General features: G+C 50.0%; 15 protein-coding genes. 2 read left to right on the plus strand and 13 right to left on the minus strand.

The genetic code is table 11. The features are described 5' to 3' along the window. Positions 1-159: 159 nt before the first annotated feature. The 5 genes from EPD17_RS00240 to EPD17_RS00260 all read right to left on the minus strand — a co-directional run bounded on the left by EPD17_RS00240 (position 160) and on the right by EPD17_RS00260 (position 6,674). Positions 160-2,736, minus strand: a complete 2,577-nt coding sequence (locus EPD17_RS00240) for a zinc-dependent metalloprotease (RefSeq protein ID WP_132050778.1) — start codon at positions 2,734-2,736, stop codon at positions 160-162. 287 nt (positions 2,737-3,023) lie between these two features. Beyond that, positions 3,024-3,764, minus strand: coding sequence for a hypothetical protein (locus tag EPD17_RS00245; protein ID WP_132050780.1), 741 nt, complete (start codon positions 3,762-3,764; stop codon positions 3,024-3,026). Positions 3,765-3,842: 78 nt separating this feature from the next. Further along, positions 3,843-4,466 (minus strand): ABC transporter ATP-binding protein, encoded by a 624-nt coding sequence (locus EPD17_RS00250; protein WP_132050782.1) that lies wholly within the window; start codon positions 4,464-4,466, stop codon positions 3,843-3,845. Further along, complete coding sequence (gene lpxA / locus EPD17_RS00255; protein ID WP_114237382.1) at positions 4,456-5,253, minus strand: acyl-ACP--UDP-N-acetylglucosamine O-acyltransferase; 798 nt, start codon at positions 5,251-5,253, stop codon at positions 4,456-4,458. The genes EPD17_RS00250 and lpxA overlap by 11 nt, the downstream gene beginning before the upstream one ends. Then, entirely contained in the window at positions 5,250-6,674 is a 1,425-nt protein-coding gene (locus EPD17_RS00260; RefSeq protein WP_132050783.1) for a bifunctional UDP-3-O-[3-hydroxymyristoyl] N-acetylglucosamine deacetylase/3-hydroxyacyl-ACP dehydratase, read from the minus strand. The genes lpxA and EPD17_RS00260 overlap by 4 nt, the downstream gene beginning before the upstream one ends. A 412-nt stretch (positions 6,675-7,086) precedes the next feature. On the opposite strand from EPD17_RS00260, the gene EPD17_RS00265 reads away from it, so the two are divergent. Both EPD17_RS00265 and EPD17_RS00270 read left to right on the plus strand, forming a co-directional pair. Further along, positions 7,087-8,022: a helix-turn-helix domain-containing protein gene (locus EPD17_RS00265; RefSeq protein WP_132050785.1), complete on the plus strand. Its 936-nt coding sequence runs from the start codon at positions 7,087-7,089 to the stop codon at positions 8,020-8,022. 181 nt (positions 8,023-8,203) lie between these two features. Then, positions 8,204-8,821, plus strand: coding sequence for a hypothetical protein (locus EPD17_RS00270; RefSeq protein WP_114237385.1), 618 nt, complete (start codon positions 8,204-8,206; stop codon positions 8,819-8,821). Positions 8,822-9,420: 599 nt separating this feature from the next. Here EPD17_RS00270 and hemL read toward each other — a convergent pair. The 8 genes from hemL to hemA form a co-directional block, all read right to left on the minus strand. Next, a complete protein-coding gene (hemL, locus tag EPD17_RS00275; protein WP_132050787.1) occupies positions 9,421-10,719 on the minus strand; it encodes a glutamate-1-semialdehyde 2,1-aminomutase in 1,299 nt (432 codons plus the stop codon). An 82-nt stretch (positions 10,720-10,801) separates the two neighbouring features. Then, complete coding sequence (gene hemB, locus EPD17_RS00280) at positions 10,802-11,725, minus strand: porphobilinogen synthase (protein WP_262707871.1); 924 nt, start codon at positions 11,723-11,725, stop codon at positions 10,802-10,804. A gap of 154 nt (positions 11,726-11,879) precedes the next feature. Further along, positions 11,880-12,851 (minus strand): oxygen-dependent coproporphyrinogen oxidase, encoded by a 972-nt coding sequence (hemF, locus tag EPD17_RS00285; RefSeq protein ID WP_132050791.1) that lies wholly within the window; start codon positions 12,849-12,851, stop codon positions 11,880-11,882. Between the two features lie 36 nt (positions 12,852-12,887). Further along, positions 12,888-13,241, minus strand: a complete 354-nt coding sequence (locus EPD17_RS00290) for a four helix bundle protein (RefSeq protein WP_114237403.1) — start codon at positions 13,239-13,241, stop codon at positions 12,888-12,890. Positions 13,242-13,310: 69 nt separating this feature from the next. Beyond that, a complete protein-coding gene (hemE, locus tag EPD17_RS00295; RefSeq protein ID WP_132050793.1) occupies positions 13,311-14,342 on the minus strand; it encodes a uroporphyrinogen decarboxylase in 1,032 nt (343 codons plus the stop codon). Continuing rightward, entirely contained in the window at positions 14,323-15,048 is a 726-nt protein-coding gene (locus EPD17_RS00300) for a uroporphyrinogen-III synthase (protein ID WP_165929474.1), read from the minus strand. The genes hemE and EPD17_RS00300 overlap by 20 nt, the downstream gene beginning before the upstream one ends. Beyond that, a complete protein-coding gene (locus tag EPD17_RS00305) occupies positions 15,035-16,069 on the minus strand; it encodes a hydroxymethylbilane synthase (protein WP_204743244.1) in 1,035 nt (344 codons plus the stop codon). The genes EPD17_RS00300 and EPD17_RS00305 overlap by 14 nt, the downstream gene beginning before the upstream one ends. Then, positions 16,066-17,301: a glutamyl-tRNA reductase gene (gene hemA / locus EPD17_RS00310; protein WP_132050797.1), complete on the minus strand. Its 1,236-nt coding sequence runs from the start codon at positions 17,299-17,301 to the stop codon at positions 16,066-16,068. Before hemA ends, EPD17_RS00305 begins: the two co-directional genes overlap by 4 nt. Between the last annotated feature and the right edge of the window lie 127 nt (positions 17,302-17,428).

Raw genomic sequence — 17,428 nt, forward strand, 5'->3', positions numbered from 1 at the left:
CTTGCTAACCCAAAGATGATGTGTCGTCAAAAACATTGATTGTAATAATGCAAGCACCAATCTTTTGCCCACTGCATTTTCAATACGATAAACACTCAGTTTTTTACACAAAAAAGCCCCGCATCACTGCGGGGCTTTTTCAAAAAACAAGTCCAATACTTATTTAGGTTCCAGTGCCAGGCTAATGCGCTGGGCCAGATCTTGGTAATGGTATTTTGTCATGCGGTCGCCGGTTCTTCTGGCGGCTGCATCAATTTCGGCTTTCAGTTCCGTCAGGTGTCCACGTGCAATGGAAGGCAGGTCGGTGTTCTTGGTGTTTACCAAGCCGCCGCCACCGCCAATGCTGATGGTGATGCCCATCGATGGCTGTGCCGCTGTTGGCATCAGTGCAATCATGCGGTCAACGTATGCCTTCTGCAAATTGCGGCGGTACATGTCGGCTGCACGGCCGCTGCGCAGTTCCTGCCACACGCCGTTCTTTACATCGGCCAGCAGCTCCAGCACGCTGTAGGTGCGGTTGCCGTAGCGGTTCGATGATTCGAGCATGCGGGTAAGGCGCGACGAAGCCAGCAGGTTGTTCAGCGCACCGCTTTGCAGCGTGCTGACGCGGTTTTCCGTCGGGTCGGAAATTTTATCCAAAATGTTGCGATCGAGCATCCAGGTTGGTGTGGCAAAAACCTGGCGGTTCAGCCAGCTAACGGCTTCTTTCTGCACTGCCTTTGGTGTAGGCTCGTACACATTGCCCGATTCTTCAACGCTTTTGAATGTTTCCTGCACACCACCAATGTTGCGCATTACGTGGTTGGCATAGCGGTTAAACTGACCGATCACCTGGCCGAAAATTTCATCCAGGTTCTGGTAGCGGTCGCCTTCTTCCTTGGTCCACTCGGGCAGGTTCTTGGTGATGTATTTCAGGTTCTTTACACCATATTCGCTGGCCTTCATGGCGTTGTCGCCCAGGTCTTCGGTTTGTGCACGGGGGTCGTTGCCAAAGCCTTCGCCGCCAAACCACAGGCGTGGGTTTTTCGACAGGCGGTCCACAATCATGCGGTTGCCTTCTTTGCGGTCTTCTTCCTCGCTTTTGTCGGTCCAGCGGTAACCCCATTCAATGGCCCACAGGTCGTACTCGCCAATGCGGGGATAAAGGCCATTGCGGCCAATGCCGTCTTCGGGTTGTGCCACATAGTTAAAGCGGGCATAGTCCATGATCGACGCAGTGTGGCCATGTTTTTCCACCCACTCTTTATCGCGCAGTTTTTCTACAGGCGTTTTGCTGCTGCTGCCCATGTTGTGGCGCAGGCCCAGCGTGTGGCCTACTTCATGCGACGATACAAAGCGAATCAGGTCGCCCATCAGCGCATCATCAAAACGCATTTTGCGGGCACCGGGGTCAACGGCTGCTGTTTGTACAAAATACCAGTTTTGCAACAGCTTCATTACGTTGTGGTACCAGCCAATATGGCTTTCCAAAATTTCGCCGGTGCGGGGATCGTGTACGTTGGGGCCATAAGCGTTCGGGATGTCCGAAGCCAGGTAACGCACCGAAGAGTAAGAAGCCGACTCAAGCACCATGCTGCTGTCTCCAGGCCATTCTTTACCAATCACGGCATTTTTAAAACCTGCTTTTTCAAAAGCCACCTGCCAGTCGTTAATGCCCTGGATGATGTATGGCTTCCACTTTTCAGGCGTTGCGGGATCGATGTAATAAACGATCGGCTTCCTGGGTTCTACCAGTTCGCCACGCTTGTATTTTTCTACATCTTCGGGCTTGGGCTCCAGGCGCCACCGTACAATGTATGTTTCGCGATTAGCACGCTGCGATGTGTCGGTAAATTCAGAGATCTGGTCGGCAAAATAGCCCACACGCGGATCAAAGAAGCGGCGTTTGTGGCGCAGCTCGGGCAGGCGGATGATGGAAGTATTGATTTCAATAGTTACCACACCTGCAGTGTTTGCGGCGGGCAGCGAAGCGCTGGGGCCGGGGCCGCCTGCACCCATGGGCGATGCCGGGGTAGCATTGAATGTTTTTACGGTCCGTACCTCGGTATTGTTTTGAAAGCTGCGGATGGTTTCCACATAAGAGCGGTCCATGGCAATGCTGGAAAGACCCAGCTGGCGTTTGGAACGTGGGTTGAGGGAAACGATCTGGTTGTCTCCTTTAAAGAAATCCGTCACGTCAATCACCACACCGGTCGTATCGCCATTGAATGCTTTGATGTCGAACGCAGCAGCAATGGGATCGAGGCTGGAGTTGCGCACCGCCTGGTAAATGGGCTTGGTACTGTCGGGCGAAGAAACCACGTTGAGCACCGAACGGATGAACACTTTGTTTTCTGGTCCACGCTCAAAACGCAGCACGTTCTGGTTGGTCATTTCGCCGCCATACACCGGGGCGCCTGCCGTCATCCGCACAAAGCGGGTTACAGTGAGCAGGTCTTTGTTCATCAGGCTGTCGGGGATCTCAAAATAATATTTGTCGTCCTGCCAGTGCGTGGTGATGAGGCCTTTTTGGGTACGCAGCTTTGTCGCGTCAAAAAAGGAACGGAAACTTTTGGGTCCGCTGGATGGCCGCGATGGCGTGCTGCCACTGCTGCCGGTGGCACTGGCCGATGGCGTGCCGGCGGGTGGAAGGGTTGCTTTGGTTGTAGTGGGTGCCTGCTTGCTTTTTTTGACTGTGGCACAGCCGGATACAGCAAGCACTAAACCCGCACATACAATGGGCTTTAAATAATTCATCTACTCGGGGAAATTTGGTTTAGATATAATGCGTGAAAAAAATTGCAACAAATAAAGGAAAGGGAAAGTTGTATCCCTGAAGGGCCGGAAGAAAGCGGTCTCGTTTGCATGTCCCGGTAAATTTACCCCCTCGGCGGCAAATGGCAGAGAAAAAGCTGTGCACCCGCTGCAAAAACCTTTTATGGTTTCCAAAGCACCCTTCCGGGCAAACTTTGCCGTGGTGTTCGTAAGCTTGATTTTTGGCGCAATGTTCTACACCGCAGTAAAATGTCGAACCGGAAACAACACTATTGAACCGGAATAACCAGTGATTTTTTTACCCCTGCATTGTCCTCCACATCAAAATGGAAAGCGGTGGTGTTGCTCTCGGGGGCCAGTTCCAAAGTGGTTCCAAATTCTCTTTTGAGCAGGTCGGGCGATTGAAGCTGGATGTTGTTTTTGAAATAAACAATTTCGGGTTCGCTGTTTTTTGAAAGCCTGGTTACCGACAGTAAAAACAAGGAAGAGGTACTGGTTGCGGCAACATGCACAGTTGTTTTTTTATTCACTGGCAAAGAAGTTACTGCCTGTTGCCCATCCAACACCACCACATCCACCGCGGAGTTGGCCACTTTAATGACGATCGTTTTAGATGCACTTCGGTTTTTTTTATCCCGAACAGTGATGGCGTATTGCAGGTGCTGGTTAATTGACTCGAAACCGGTGCTGTGCCCGAATTCCACGTGATCAAAGGTTGCCGTTTTAAAATCAGTCCCCTTGCTGATTACCGCATTTTGCAGCACGTGCCTGATTTCTATTACCGCCAGTCCTGCTTCTGCTTTTGCATCAAACCTAAAATGCACCGGCGACAAAACCGGAATTGTTTCGGGGCTATGGGTTATGATGATTTCGGGCGGCGCCAACACATGCTCTTTTTTACAACTGCCCAAAATGAGTGATAAAAAGCAAAAGACACCGGCGGCAACGGATACGGCCTTGCGTTGGGCAAAAATTAGCAGTGTATGGTTTTGGTTGGAAAAAGATTGCATGTGCACCCGTTGCTTTGGTTAGGAGCAAAAATAGCAGGCGGCAAAAAGGAACAGTTGGAAATTACAGGAGCGGAAAATCTAAACGACTTTCCAATGCGCTACTTCGAGTACGGTTTGGCAAAAGCTATACTCCACCGGGTCGTTGGAACTAACCACCACCAGGCGGTCGGTGCAAAACTGCGACACCAACTGGTGGTACAGATCGATGCCCTGTTTATCGAGGTTGGAGGTAGGCTCATCGAGCAGCACAATGGCGGCATTGCAAAAAATGGCCTGTGCCAGTTTTACCCGCTGCTTCATACCCGAGGAGTAATAACGGATTTGCTTGTGCTGTGCGGCTTTTAACCCAATAAGTTCGACGGCCTGCGCCACATCGAGGCCGGGCAAAAAAGGCTTGAACGAAAAATGAAAACGGAAAAATTCGAGCAGCGTCATTTCTTCAATCACATCCAGGTAAGGAGCGCAAATGGAAACGTGCTGGTGGGTGGCATCGGCAGCAACGGGTTGGTCATTTAATAAGTAATCCACTTTGCCTTCGCTGAGGTGCAGCATGCCGCCAATGCTTTGCAGCAGCGTGCTTTTGCCCGACCCGTTGGGGCCGGTGATGGCATAAGAATGCCCGGAGTGCAACTCCAGGCTTACTTTACGAAATATCCATTCGCGGTTAAAGCGTTTGCCCGCACCGGACAGTTTAATATGCATCCTCCGCGTTTTTGGAAAAGCGTTTGATGATGCCGATGGAAGATGATTTTACAAAATCAAGAATAACCGATTTCATATCGCCGTCGGGCACCTGCTCTTCGGCCAGCTGCACCGCCACTGATGTGGGGTGGCCCTGCACAAACAGGATGTGGTAGATCTGCGAAATGGCGGCAATCTGCTCCGGCGTGTACCCGCGGCGCTGCAGGCCCACTACGTTTACACCGGCATAGCTCATGGGCTCGCGGCCTGCTTTTACAAACGGCGGCACATCTTTACGCACAACGGTGTGACCCGCAATATAAGTGTGGGCGCCAATGCGGGTAAACTGGTTGGCACCAGCCAGGCCGCTGATGATGGCATAATCGCCCACCTCTACGTGGCCGGCAAGCTGCACCGAGTTGGCCAGGATCACATGATCGCCCAGCACACAATCGTGGGCCACATGCGCATAAGCCATCAGCAGGCAATGGCTGCCCACTACGGTTTTCCATTTATCTTTTGTGCCCCGGTTGATGGTCACACATTCACGGATGGTGGTGTAGTCGCCAATTTCGGCAGTGGTTTCTTCGCCCACAAACTTCAGGTCCTGCGGAATGGCACCAATTACGGCGCCGGGAAAAATGCGGCACTCTTTACCAATGCGGCTAAACTGCATGATCACTGCATGCGACATGATATGGGTACCATCGCCAATCACCACATTGTCGTGGATAACGGCGAAGGGTTCGATGGTTACATTGTTGCCCAGTTTTGCACCCGGATGCACAGAAGCCAGAGGAGAGATCATACTTTAACTTTGGGTTTCTTTACTATTTGAGCAACCATGTCGGCTTCTGCAACTAGCTTTTCGCCGACAAAAATAGTTCCTTTCATTTCACAAATACCACGACGCACCGGGTTCATCAGCTCCATCTTCAAAATGAGGGTATCGCCGGGCACTACTTTGTTTTTGAACTTGCAGTTGTCGATTTTCAGGAAATAAGTATCGTAGTCGTTCTCCGGATCGTCGGGGATGGTGAGCAGGCCGCCGGTTTGCGCCAGCGCTTCTACCAGCAATACGCCGGGCATCACGCAGTTGCCCGGGAAATGGCCCTGGAAAAAAGGCTCGTTGTACGTCACGTTTTTAATAGAAACCACGTGCTTTTCGGTGAGCTCAATGATCTTATCTACCAGCAAAAACGGGTAGCGGTGGGGCAGTTTTTTTTCAATGGCATGCACATCCATCACCGGCGGTATGTTGGGGTTGTACACCGGGATGGCCTGCTTGTTCTTATTTTTCTTGATGTGCTCTTTTATCTTTTTGGCAAATGCCACGTTCGACGAATGCCCCGGCCGGTTGGCAATGATGTGGGCTTTGAACGGAACACCTACCAGCGCCAGGTCGCCAATTACATCGAGCAGTTTGTGGCGGGCCGGTTCGTTTGGAAAGCGCAGGTCGAGGTTGTTGAGGATGCCGCCTTCGGCCACCCGCACATTTTCTTTTTTAAATACTTTGGAAATGCGCTGCACCTGCTCCTCGGTTACGGGACGGTCTACCACCACAATGGCGTTGTTGATGTCGCCGCCTTTGATCAGGTTATGATCGAGCAGGTATTCCAACTCGTGGAAAAACGAAAAAGTGCGGCAGGGCGCAATGTCCTGTGCAAACTGGTCGAGGTTGGTAATGGCCGCATGCTGGGTGCCCAGCACCGGTGAGTTGAAATCGATGAGGGTATTGATGCGGTACTCGTGGTATGGCAGGGCCACCATTTCCACTTTCTTGCCTTCATCTACAAACGAAATATTGTGCTGCAGCGTGTACCACACCTTTGGCGCATCCTGCTGGCGGGTGCCCACGGCCAGGATAGCTTCCACAAAAGGCGCCGCCGAGCCATCGAGGATGGGCACTTCGGGGGCATTGATCTCAACCACTGCATTGTCTACGCCACAGCCTACCAGGGCGGCCATCAGGTGCTCGATGGTAGATACCCGGGCGCCATTGGCCTCGATGGTGGTGCTGCGGGTGGTGTCCACTACATTGTCCACATCGGCCTTTACGGAAGGGCTTCCGGGCAGGTCCACACGCTGAAAATAAATACCGGTATTGGGTTCGGCGGGCTTGAGCGTCATTTCTACTGTATGGCCGCTGTGTATGCCTACGCCGTTGATGGAGATGTTGGCAGCAAGGGTGTGCTGAAACTCACCGTTGGTGTTAATCTGCAATTGCATGGCGCGAAAGTAGGAAACCGGGACCAGAGATTTGAAGGATTAAGAATGATTCGTATGATTAGCACTTGCCGTGGCAGTTTTGTTTGAGGCCTGGTGTTGAGGTTTAATTGAAGTTTCGGCTTAATATATAAAACGTGTTTCAGGAAATAAACATGGAAGTACGGCAATCGATTTAGCTTTTGGTTGGTGCTGCTCTTTAGTATCACGACAATTTAAAATCCAATTTCATATTTACCATTAAACTGAATTTTCCATCAAGTTCATTTGCATTACCCAACAATAAAACAACTAGCTACACACAGCCACCCATCATTTCCATCCTTTCAAATCATACCCTTCACCGGTTATTTTTACTTTTCTATGAATGTTAAAACACCGGTTTATCACCCTCCCTTCCGTATTTTTGCAGGCCATGCAACCTGTTCTCAGCACATTTAAATGGATCACCGAAGGCCCCGAAATGGCCGGACTGCTGGTGCAGGAATCCGGCCGTTTGATCCCTGAATCGGTGCAATATTCCATTCGGCGCTATGTAAAGCCGCAGGGCTGGATGGCCGAAGACACGGGCATGCTGCAATACCAGGTGACGAAAAACGGCGCCGGCGACAACAAGCTAGAGCTGCGTTTTTGTGTGAGTGGCAATATGTATTGCCGCGATGCACAAGCCAAATGTGCCTGCAAGGCGCACCAAAGCACCAATTGCAACGAAAAGTTTGAAACCGTAGACCTGCTCCAGTTTTCGTTTACGCCAACGGTGCTTACACAGTTTGTAAAACCCCGCACCACCGGGCCCGCTACGCTGGCCGATGATGTGCTCACTTTTACACATGCCGTTTCGTTCTCTCAACTGGTGCCGCTGTGCAACCGAATGCGCCTGGTGCTGGAAGGCCTGCTGAACCACAACTACAGCGATACGCTGGAAAATATTTTTGTCAATGCGCAAACCCAGATGCTGCTGCTGTACAGCATGGATTGCATGCTGGGCGAAAAAGAGATCGACATCATTGCCTGTAAGTTTTTGGCCAATGAAGCCGACCGCGATAAAATACTAAAGGCCCGCGAAGTGCTGCTGGAGCATATTGGCGAGCCCATTACCATTAAAGAACTTAGCCGCAAGGTGGCCATGAACGAATGCTACCTGAAAAAAGGCTTCAAGGAAATGTTTGGCACCACCATTTTTGATTTTTATCAAAACCAGCGGATGGAACATGCCAAATACCTGCTCTACGAAAAAGGATTGAGCGTGACCGAAGTGTCGATGATGCTGGGTTATTCTTCCATCTCGCATTTTTCCACCGCATTCAAAAAACACACGGGTTTGAAGCCTTGTGAGTTGCTGCTTCGATAATTGGCTATTAAGCCAATGAACATTGGAATGATGAATTATTGAACACGAATTATTAATCATTGGATTGTTTCTTCCAAATTCATCATTCATAATTCGCTACTTCCTTCGTCGGTTCGATATTCCTTGTTGATCTGTTCGATATTCTTTCTCTTTGCCACTTAATTAATTGTTCTCCCCGCTGATGTTTACTGTTGTTGCCGGTACTGTTTTGTTAGCTTTTGTGCATGCACTGATTCCCAACCATTGGCTGCCGCTGGTGGCTGTGGCCCGTGCCGAACGGTGGAGCCGCCGCGAAACCAACACCGTTACCTTGCTGGCTGCGCTGGCGCATGTGCTGGGTACGGTGGCGCTTGGGCTGGTGCTGGGTTTTATTGGCAAAGAATTGCAGGAAGAATATGGCGAAGTGATCAATGTGGCAGCAGCCGTGTTGCTGATTGTATTCGGGCTGATATATTTTACGGTCAACCTGCCGCACCACCACCATAGCAGCCAAGAAGATGTATCGGCATTCAAACGCAGCAAACGCAGGTGGATTCTTATTTTCATCGTGATGATGTTTCTTTCGCCCTGCCTGGAAGTGGAGAGTCTTTTTCTTTCGGCAGGCGCCTATGGCATGGGGCTGGTGGTGGCGCTGAGTGTGATCTATGCTATTGTCAGCATCACCGGCATTTTATTGCTGGTAAACCTGGGCGTAAAAGGCACCAACCTGCTCAATGCACATTTTATTGAGCACAATGAAAAACGCATCAGCGGTGCGGTGTTGATACTGGTGGGTATTATTACGTTTTTTATACATTAAGTTTTACTTCTCTCCTCTTTCTATGTAAAAGCAAAAATTAAGTAGCGTAGTTATTTACTTTCAATCTCATTTCCATAAACGAAGTGCACTCTGTTTGTCATGCTGAGTGCAGCGAAGCATCTGAGTGTTGTAAATGAGGAATGATTAGATAAAGCTAAACTCTTTGTTGGTTCGAAGTTTTTTGCTGGTGAAAACTCAGATCCTTCGCTGCGCTCAGGATGACAAGGGCGAAAAGCTTGATTGGTGGGCAAAGGGCATTATAAATAAAGTGCATAATGGTAACGATAGTGTAGGCAACTTTTTACAATTAGACACTGTCATGCCGAACTTGTTTCGGCATCTCCTTCGACCCTCGGAATTTTCTTAATAACAAGGGGATGCCGAATGGAGTTCGGCATGACAGTGCTTAAAGGGCAGCAGTTTACTACAGGTGAATGGGCAAAGCACAATAGTAATACAGAACGTACAAGTGTGCGACGCAACAGGAGCACAACAACATTACCACGGGTGGCTACATAAACAAAGCTTCCATCTCTTGAAGAAGATGGAAGCTTTGTTTGAAACGATCACTTTTATTTAGCGTTCAAAAGAATAATTCGCTAGGCTTGCTCTTGTATCTCCAGCAAACTTTCACCCGCAGCCAGGATGGTTGCATCGAGGTCTTCGTAAGTAAGTGCGTTGTTGAGGAACCAGCTTTCAAACGCCGATGGCGGCAGGTAAATACCGCGGCGCAGCATGGCATGGAAAAACTGTGCAAACATGGTGTTGTTGGCCGATGCGGCAGTAGCAAAATCAGTAACGGGCTTATCGCTGAAATGCACCGATATCATCGAGCCCAACTGGTTGATGACATAGGGAATGCCACTCTTGGAAAACACGCTATCAAGGCCACCGCGCAGGTACAAAGTTTTGTCGTCGAGCTCTTGGTAGTATTGTGGATTGCTGTTCAACTCGCTGAGTAAAGTGTAGCCTGCGACCATCGCCAGCGGGTTACCGCTGAGGGTTCCGGCCTGGTACACATTACCCAATGGCGCGATGTATTCCATGATCTCACGCTTGCCGCCAAACGCACCAACAGGCATACCAGCGCCAATTACTTTTCCGTAGGTAACCAAGTCGGCATCAACTTGCAGGCGTTGTTGTGCGCCACCCGGAGCCAGGCGGAAACCGGTCATTACTTCATCGAAAATGAGCACGATGCCTTCCTGCGTACACAGCAGGCGCAGTCCTTCGAGGAAACCCGGTTCAGGTAAAATGCAACCCATGTTACCGGCCACCGGCTCGATGATGATGGCTGCGATTTCGTCTTTATTTTGATCGACGAGTTGCTGCACTACTTCGAGGTTGTTGTAGGGCGCTACCAATGTATCGTTGGCAACGCCGGCAGTTACGCCGGGCACTTGCTGAATACCAAATGTAGCCACACCGCTGCCGGCTTTAACCAGGAACGAATCGGCATGGCCGTGATAGCAACCTTCAAACTTGATGATCTTGTTTTTGCCGGTATAACCACGTGCCAGCCGCACGGCACTCATGCATGCTTCGGTGCCGGAGGAGGTCATGCGAATCAGGTCTACGTTGGGCGCCATGCTCCTAATCAGTTCGGCCATGTCGATCTCCAGTTCGGTGGGTGTGCCAAATGAAGTAGACTCGGTTGCTTTTTGCTGAATGGCTTTTACCACCAAATCGTGTGCATGCCCCAGGATCATGGGGCCCCAGGAAGCGATGTAATCGATCAGGCGGTTGCCATCTTCATCGTATAAATAAGCGCCTTTTGCCCGCTGAATAAAAACAGGCGAGCCGCCTACACTTTTAAATGCCCGGACGGGAGAATTGACGCCCCCCGGAATGGAGGCCTGCGCTTTTTCGAATAGTGCTTGGCTTTTGGAAAATTTCATCTGTATGGTTTTATTTAAACCACAAAGACACGAAGGGACAAAGTTGCACGAAGCCCTTTGTGTACCTCCGTGTCTTTGTGTCTTAGTGGTTCAAAAGTCTAACTGCATCTTTTGCAAAATACGTTGCGATCAAATCGGCGCCGGCACGTTTCATCGAAGTGAGTGTTTCGATGATGGCTTTGCTTTCATCGATCCATCCCATCTTTGCGGCGGCTTTGATCATGGCGTATTCGCCGCTGATGTTGTAACAGCTTACCGGTACATCCACCGCATTTTTTACTTCGCGGATGATATCGAGGTAAGACAGCGCCGGTTTTACCATTACAATATCCGCGCCTTCTTCTACATCCATAATGGTTTCCTTGATGGCTTCCTGCCGGTTGGCAAAATCCATCTGGTAAGTTTTTTTATCGCCAAATCCTGGCGCACTGTCCAGCGCATCGCGGAAAGGGCCATAAAAGCAGGACGCATATTTGGCGCTGTAGGCCATGATGCCGGTTTTGGTAAAATTGCTTTGCTCCAGCGCCTGGCGAATGGCGGCAATACGGCCGTCCATCATATCGGACGGGGCAACGATATCGGCACCGGCTTCGGCATGGCTCACACTCATTTGCGCCAGCACTTCCACCGTTGCATCGTTTACAATTTCGCCGTTTTCTACAATACCATCGTGGCCAAACGAAGAGTATGGATCCAGGGCCACATCGGTCATCACCACCATTTCGGGTACGGCATCTTTAATGGCGCGGATGCTGCGTTGCATCAAGCCATTGGGGTTGATGGCTTCGGTGCCCTTATTGTCTTTTGTGTCGTCGGCGGCTTTTACAAACAGCAGTACGCTTTTGATGCCCATGCTCCAAAGCTCTTTAACCTCTTTTACAGTAAGGTCAAGCGAGCAACGGAAGTAATTAGGCATGGAGGCGATTTCCGTTTTAATGCCTTCGCCTTCATCGATAAATATGGGTACAATAAAATCATTTGGTGTAAGTACAGTTTCTGCAATCAAACTACGTATGGCCGGAGACTGTCTTAATATCCTGTTTCGTCTTTGTAAATACATAAGATCTCTGATGTCTGATTTTAAGATTTCTGATTTGCGATGCTCGTTTTTGCTGTTTTATCTGTTGCAGCAAAAATTGCAGTCAGTTCATTTGCCTCAATCAGCAGGTATTGGATCGTTTGGCCCAATCCAACCGTTCTTCTTCGGTAGGCCCGTTTGCAACCCACTCACGGGGATGCATACACGCATCTTGCAAGTCGGCTTCCGGTGTGCCGGGCTGGGGCTGGTAGTTGTATTCAAACCGTACGGTTGGTGGCAGGCTCATTAAAATGCTTTCAATACGGCCATTTGTTTTTAAGCCAAACAGCGTTCCGCGGTCATGTACTAAATTGAATTCGGTGTAACGGCCGCGACGTATTTCCTGCCAGTGTTTATGTTCGGCTGTAAAAGGCAGGTGTTTGCGCTTCTCTACAATGGGCACATAAGCCGGAATAAATGCATCGCCGCAGGCCTGCCCAAAAGCCATCCAAAAATCGACGCCGCGTTCCTCATTAGGCTTTTGGTAATCGTAAAAAATACCACCAATACCGCGGCGTTCTCCATTGCGGTGGTGGTTTACAAAGTAATCATCACACACCTTTTTGAACTTCGGATAGAATGCAGGATCAAAGCGATCACAAACATCTTTGTATGTCTGATGAAAATGTTTTGCATCTTCTTCAAAAAGGTAGTACGGTGTAAGATCGGTGCCACCACCAAACCAGCGATCGATGGTTTCGCCCCCTTCATTATATAGTTCAAACATCCGGTAATTGCAATGCACGGTAGGCACAAAAGGGTTTGCCGGATGCAGCACCAGCGAAAGGCCGCAGGCAAACCAGCCATGCCCGTTTATCTTTAATTGCGTACGCATGGCATCGGTTACCTCTCCATACACAACGGAGGTGTTTACACCGCCTTTTTCAAACACAGCACCGTTGGCAATCACACGGGTTTTGCCGCCTCCGCCTTCGGGGCGCTCCCACTTATCTTCTATAAATGTGGCGCTCCCATCCGCAGCTTCCAGCGCCGCGCAAATGCGGTTTTGCAAGTCGTGGATGTAGGAGATCCATTGTTCTTTTATAGTGCTCATGGATGTTTTTATTCGTCAAACGTGAAACGTCAATCGTCAATGATGCAGCAATTTGGTGAGCATGCTAAAAGTTCTATTGACAAGTTCCGACAAAGACTTTTGGTCAAAGCCGGAGAAATAGCCAAGGCTTTCTGCCACATCAAAAGCCGCATCTATCTCGATCAACGATCCACGCGATATTTCAAAAAATCTTTTCCGCTCTACTTCTGATTTACGAGAGGCTCCTTCTGCTATATTCAACACTACCGACAGTGCAGCTCTCCTGATTTGCTGCACCATATTAAATCGCTCCTCCGGAGGCAAGTGCCTGGTAAACCTGTAGCACTCATGAGCAAATTGCTTCGCTGCGGAGTATACGTCAAGCTGCTGATGATTTAGTTGCAAAAACATTTTTTATCCAAAATAGTAATAGCGAAAATGTGGTGCAACCTTCACCTTTCACGTTTGACGTTTCACGCCTCACGATCCGTATTCCTTCACCGCTTCCACAAACGCCTTGGCATGGTCCACCGGCACATTGGGCGTGATGCCATGCCCCAGGTTGGCAATGTATCGTTGGGTGCCAAAACCGTCGATCATTTCCTTCACTGTTTTTTTGATCTCGGGAACGGGTGCCAGCAGTTTTGCCGGGTCGAAATTGCCTTGCAGTGTTATGTTGCCGCCGGTCCATTCACGGGCCAGTTTTGGATCAACGGTCCAATCCAATCCAATGCCCGAAGCGCTGCTTTGCGACAGATCTTTTAACGCATACCAGGTGCCTTTGGGAAACAGGATAACCGGTGCATGCTTGCTCACCGCATCGGAGATCTGCAACAGGTAAGGCTGCGCAAATGTTTTAAAATCAGCAGGGCTCAGGGAGCCTGCCCAGCTATCAAAAACCTGCACGGTGTCGGCGCCAGCCCCAGTTTGTGCAATGAGGTAATCGATGGTGATATCCGTAATTTTTTGCAACAGGCGATGCGCTAACTCGGGCTGTGTATAAGCAAATTGTTTTGCCTTGTCCCATGTTTTGGAACCTTTTCCTTCTACCATGTAGCAGAGGATGGTCCATGGTGCACCTGCAAAACCAATGAGTGGTGTGCGGCCGTTCAACTCTTTTTTTGTCAATGTCAATGCATCGAGCACATATTTCAGGCTTTCCTCCGCACCGCTGGTAATCAGCGCATCGATGTCGGCGGCGGTTTGCATTACTTTAGGCAACGATGGGCCTTTGCCTTCTTCCATCAACACTTCCACACCCATGGCCTGCGGAATCACCAGGATATCGGAGAAAATAATGGCCGCATCCACACCAACCTGGTCGATGGGCTGCAGCGTGATTTCGGTAGCCAGTTCCGGCGTTTGCACCCGGGTAAAAAAGTCGTACTTGGCTTTTAGCTTCAGGTAATCGGGCAGGTAGCGGCCGGCCTGGCGCATCATCCATACGGGCGGACGTTCAACTTGTTCGCCACGCAGGGCACGGAGCAGCAGGTCATTTTTCAGTGGAGTCATGCTCTATTTGGTTTTGATTGCTGAAATAATCCATCATGTCTCTTACGAGGCCTTCTTTCGACGGACTATCGGCAACGTATATGCGATTTTGTGTGTACGTGTTCAATGCAGCGGCAGTGGTGTGTCCAATGGCAAACAAAATGGTGCTTTCGGGCAGGCCATTTTCTTCGAAAAATGCATGTACGGCACTGGGGCTGTAAAACAGGATGCCGTTGTATGCCTTGGTCAATTTTTGCGGCAATGAAATGGTGCGGTAAACAACCACCTCATTCAGTTCAATGCCTGCGTCCTGCAACTTGCCGGGTAGTTCATCGCGACGAATATCGCCGCAGAAAAAAGTAACCGCCGTTTCACCGTTTCTTATAATAGCATCGGCTAGGTCGCCGCCATATTCTGCCGTGCCCGATACGGGCCCGAGGTGCTGTTCCACCAGTTGTTTGGTGGTATTGCCAATGGCATAAATACGCCAGTCGGGTTTTTGATCAATATGCTGACGCACTACATCCACAGCGTTCATGCTGGTGAATGCAACGGTGCCGCTTCGTGCAGCAACTTTCCTTATTCGTTGCGCCACTTTATCGCTTTGGATGGGCTCGGTATCAATAAACGAAAGGCATTCGATGTGAAAGCCTTTTGCTGCCGCTTCGTTCAGTAAATCTTCCGAAAGCGGCCGGGTGCTTAATATGGTCCAATCAGTTTTTTCCATTCCGTACCTGCTGAACAATTCCATTGACTAAAGGTTGGTTCAGTAGCTCATTTGCAAGAAGCACACCCAATGTGCTGGCATCACCCGGCGCAGCTTCTTTTTCAGCTTCTATCATTTGGCCGCCATCCGGGGCGCAAATATTGCCCCGCAAAAGCACCTTGCCATTGCGCATTTGCGCCAACGCACTGATGGGTGTAGAGCAGCCGCCCATAAGGGTGCGCAAAAAATCACGTTCCGCTTGTACGCAAACTGCTGTTGCTTCGTGGTGAAAACCCTGGCAGGCTTCAAATGCACGGTCATCCTCTTTACGGCACACCACCATGATGGCACCCTGTGCGGGGGCCGGCAACATCCAGTCAAGGTTAATGGCTTTTTCGGGACGCAAATTAATGCGCTCCAATCCGGCAGCAGCGAAGATGGCGCCGTTCCAATTGTTTTCGGCCACCTTGCGCAAGCGGGTATTTACGTTGCCGCGCAGGTTTGCAACGTTGTGGTTCGGATAGCGATGTTTCCATTGCGCAATGCGACGGATGGAGGAGGTGGCGATGATGAAGGGAGTCGTGAAACGTGAAACGTCAGACGTCAAGGGACTAGCTACGGCGGAAACGACTTCACGTTTCACGTTTGACGATTGACGATCGACGATTTGCCACTCACCATTTGCAAACCCCAGCGCTTCGAGGTCTGCCTCATTTTTATAAACAAAAATGTCTTTGTACGATGCCCGTTCCAGAACGGCGGCCTGTTGCAGGCCATTGGCCAGTTGGGTGGGCACGTCTTTCATGGAGTGCACGGCAATATCGATGCGCTTTTCCAGCAGTGCAATATCCAGCACTTTGGTAAACACACCGGTAACGCCAATCTCGTAGAGCGGCGTAGTGAGGTTGATATCGCCTTCGCTCTTCATGTACACCAGCTCGGAGGCAATTCCTGCTTGCTTGAGTAAATCCTGCACCAGGGTGGCCTGCCACACAGCCAGCTGGCTGTCGCGGGTGCCAATGCGTAAAGGTTGTTCTATCATGATTGGGCTGCGCCGGAGGTCATAAATTTATTGATGGCTTCGAAGTAATGGCAGGCTCCGCCGTTTTTTACGCGGATTTTGCTGGCCATATCGTTGATCACACGCTGGATGCGGGCTTCGGCCTCTTTGCTGCAACCGTGCACACAACTCAGGTATTCGGGGTTGTTGTGCAGTTCCTTCATCTTCAGCTTGGCGGCTTTCAGCAGCGGCGCATGGCGGCGCATTTGCTGCCAGTCTTCAAACTCGGTCATGCATTCGGCAATAATGGCTTTTGCCTTGGGCACTTCGGCTTCGCGTTTTTTCAGCGTTTCATCTTTCAACTTCGAAAGCTCATCTACGTTTACGAGGTGCACGTTGGGCAGGGCCTGTGCATCGTCGGCTACATTATAAGGAATGGAAAGATCAATGATTAATTTGTTGGAACCACCTTCCAGGTGTTCTTTCAAAATAGTGGGTTCGGCGGCATTGGTAGCCACCAGGATGATATCGGACTGTTCGATCTCGGCTTTCAGGTCAGCAATCGGTGCCGACTTCAGGCCCAGTTCAGCAGCCAGCTCGGCCGCTTTTTCCGGTGACCGGTTAATAAGGGTAATATTGGTGGTGCCGATATAATCGACCAGGTTTTTGCAGGTGTTGCGGCCAATTTTACCTACACCTAACAGCAAAATATTTTTCTCTGAGGGGTTGGCCACCAAGTTGCGGATGTACTGCACCGCGGCAAACGAAACAGAAACAGTTCCACCGCTCAGCTCGGTATTATTTTTAACCAGTTTTGAAGATTGCAGCACCGAATTGAGGAGGCGTTCGGTAAATGCGCCTACAAAGCCGCGGTCTTTGGCAAACTTCGATGCGATCTTAATTTGACCTACAATTTCATAATCACCCAAAATCTGCGAGTCGAGGCCGGCGGCCACGCTATACAGGTGCTCAATAGCGGCGCAGCCATTTTTTACATATGCTAATTGGGAAAATGTTTCGGCGGAACCAATGGTTTGCGAGCAAAGCAGTTGGATCAGCTGGCCCGCGTGGTGGGCAAAACCATACACCTCGGTGCGGTTGCAGGTAGACAAAACAAACAATTCGCCCAGGCCGTTGCTTTTGGCTGTGGCCAGCAAAGCTTCGTATTGGTCGTTATTGATGGCAAACTGGCCGCGGATGGAAGCGTCGGTTTTTTTATAGTTGATGCCTACAATAAAAAACTGATTGAGGTGCTTGTAGTGGTTTGTATCCATTCTTCGTCGTTGGTAAAGTCGCAGGGCAAAGGTAGTTTGGTGCGCCCTTTAAGGCTAATCCGAATGTCATTGATGTGTCATTTCGCCAGTTGATTTTCATCAGGTTGCGCATTAGCAAGGATCAATT

The organism is Pseudocnuella soli (assembly GCF_004347775.1).
In the GTDB taxonomy this organism is placed as follows: domain Bacteria; phylum Bacteroidota; class Bacteroidia; order Chitinophagales; family Chitinophagaceae; genus Flavisolibacter; species Flavisolibacter aquaticus.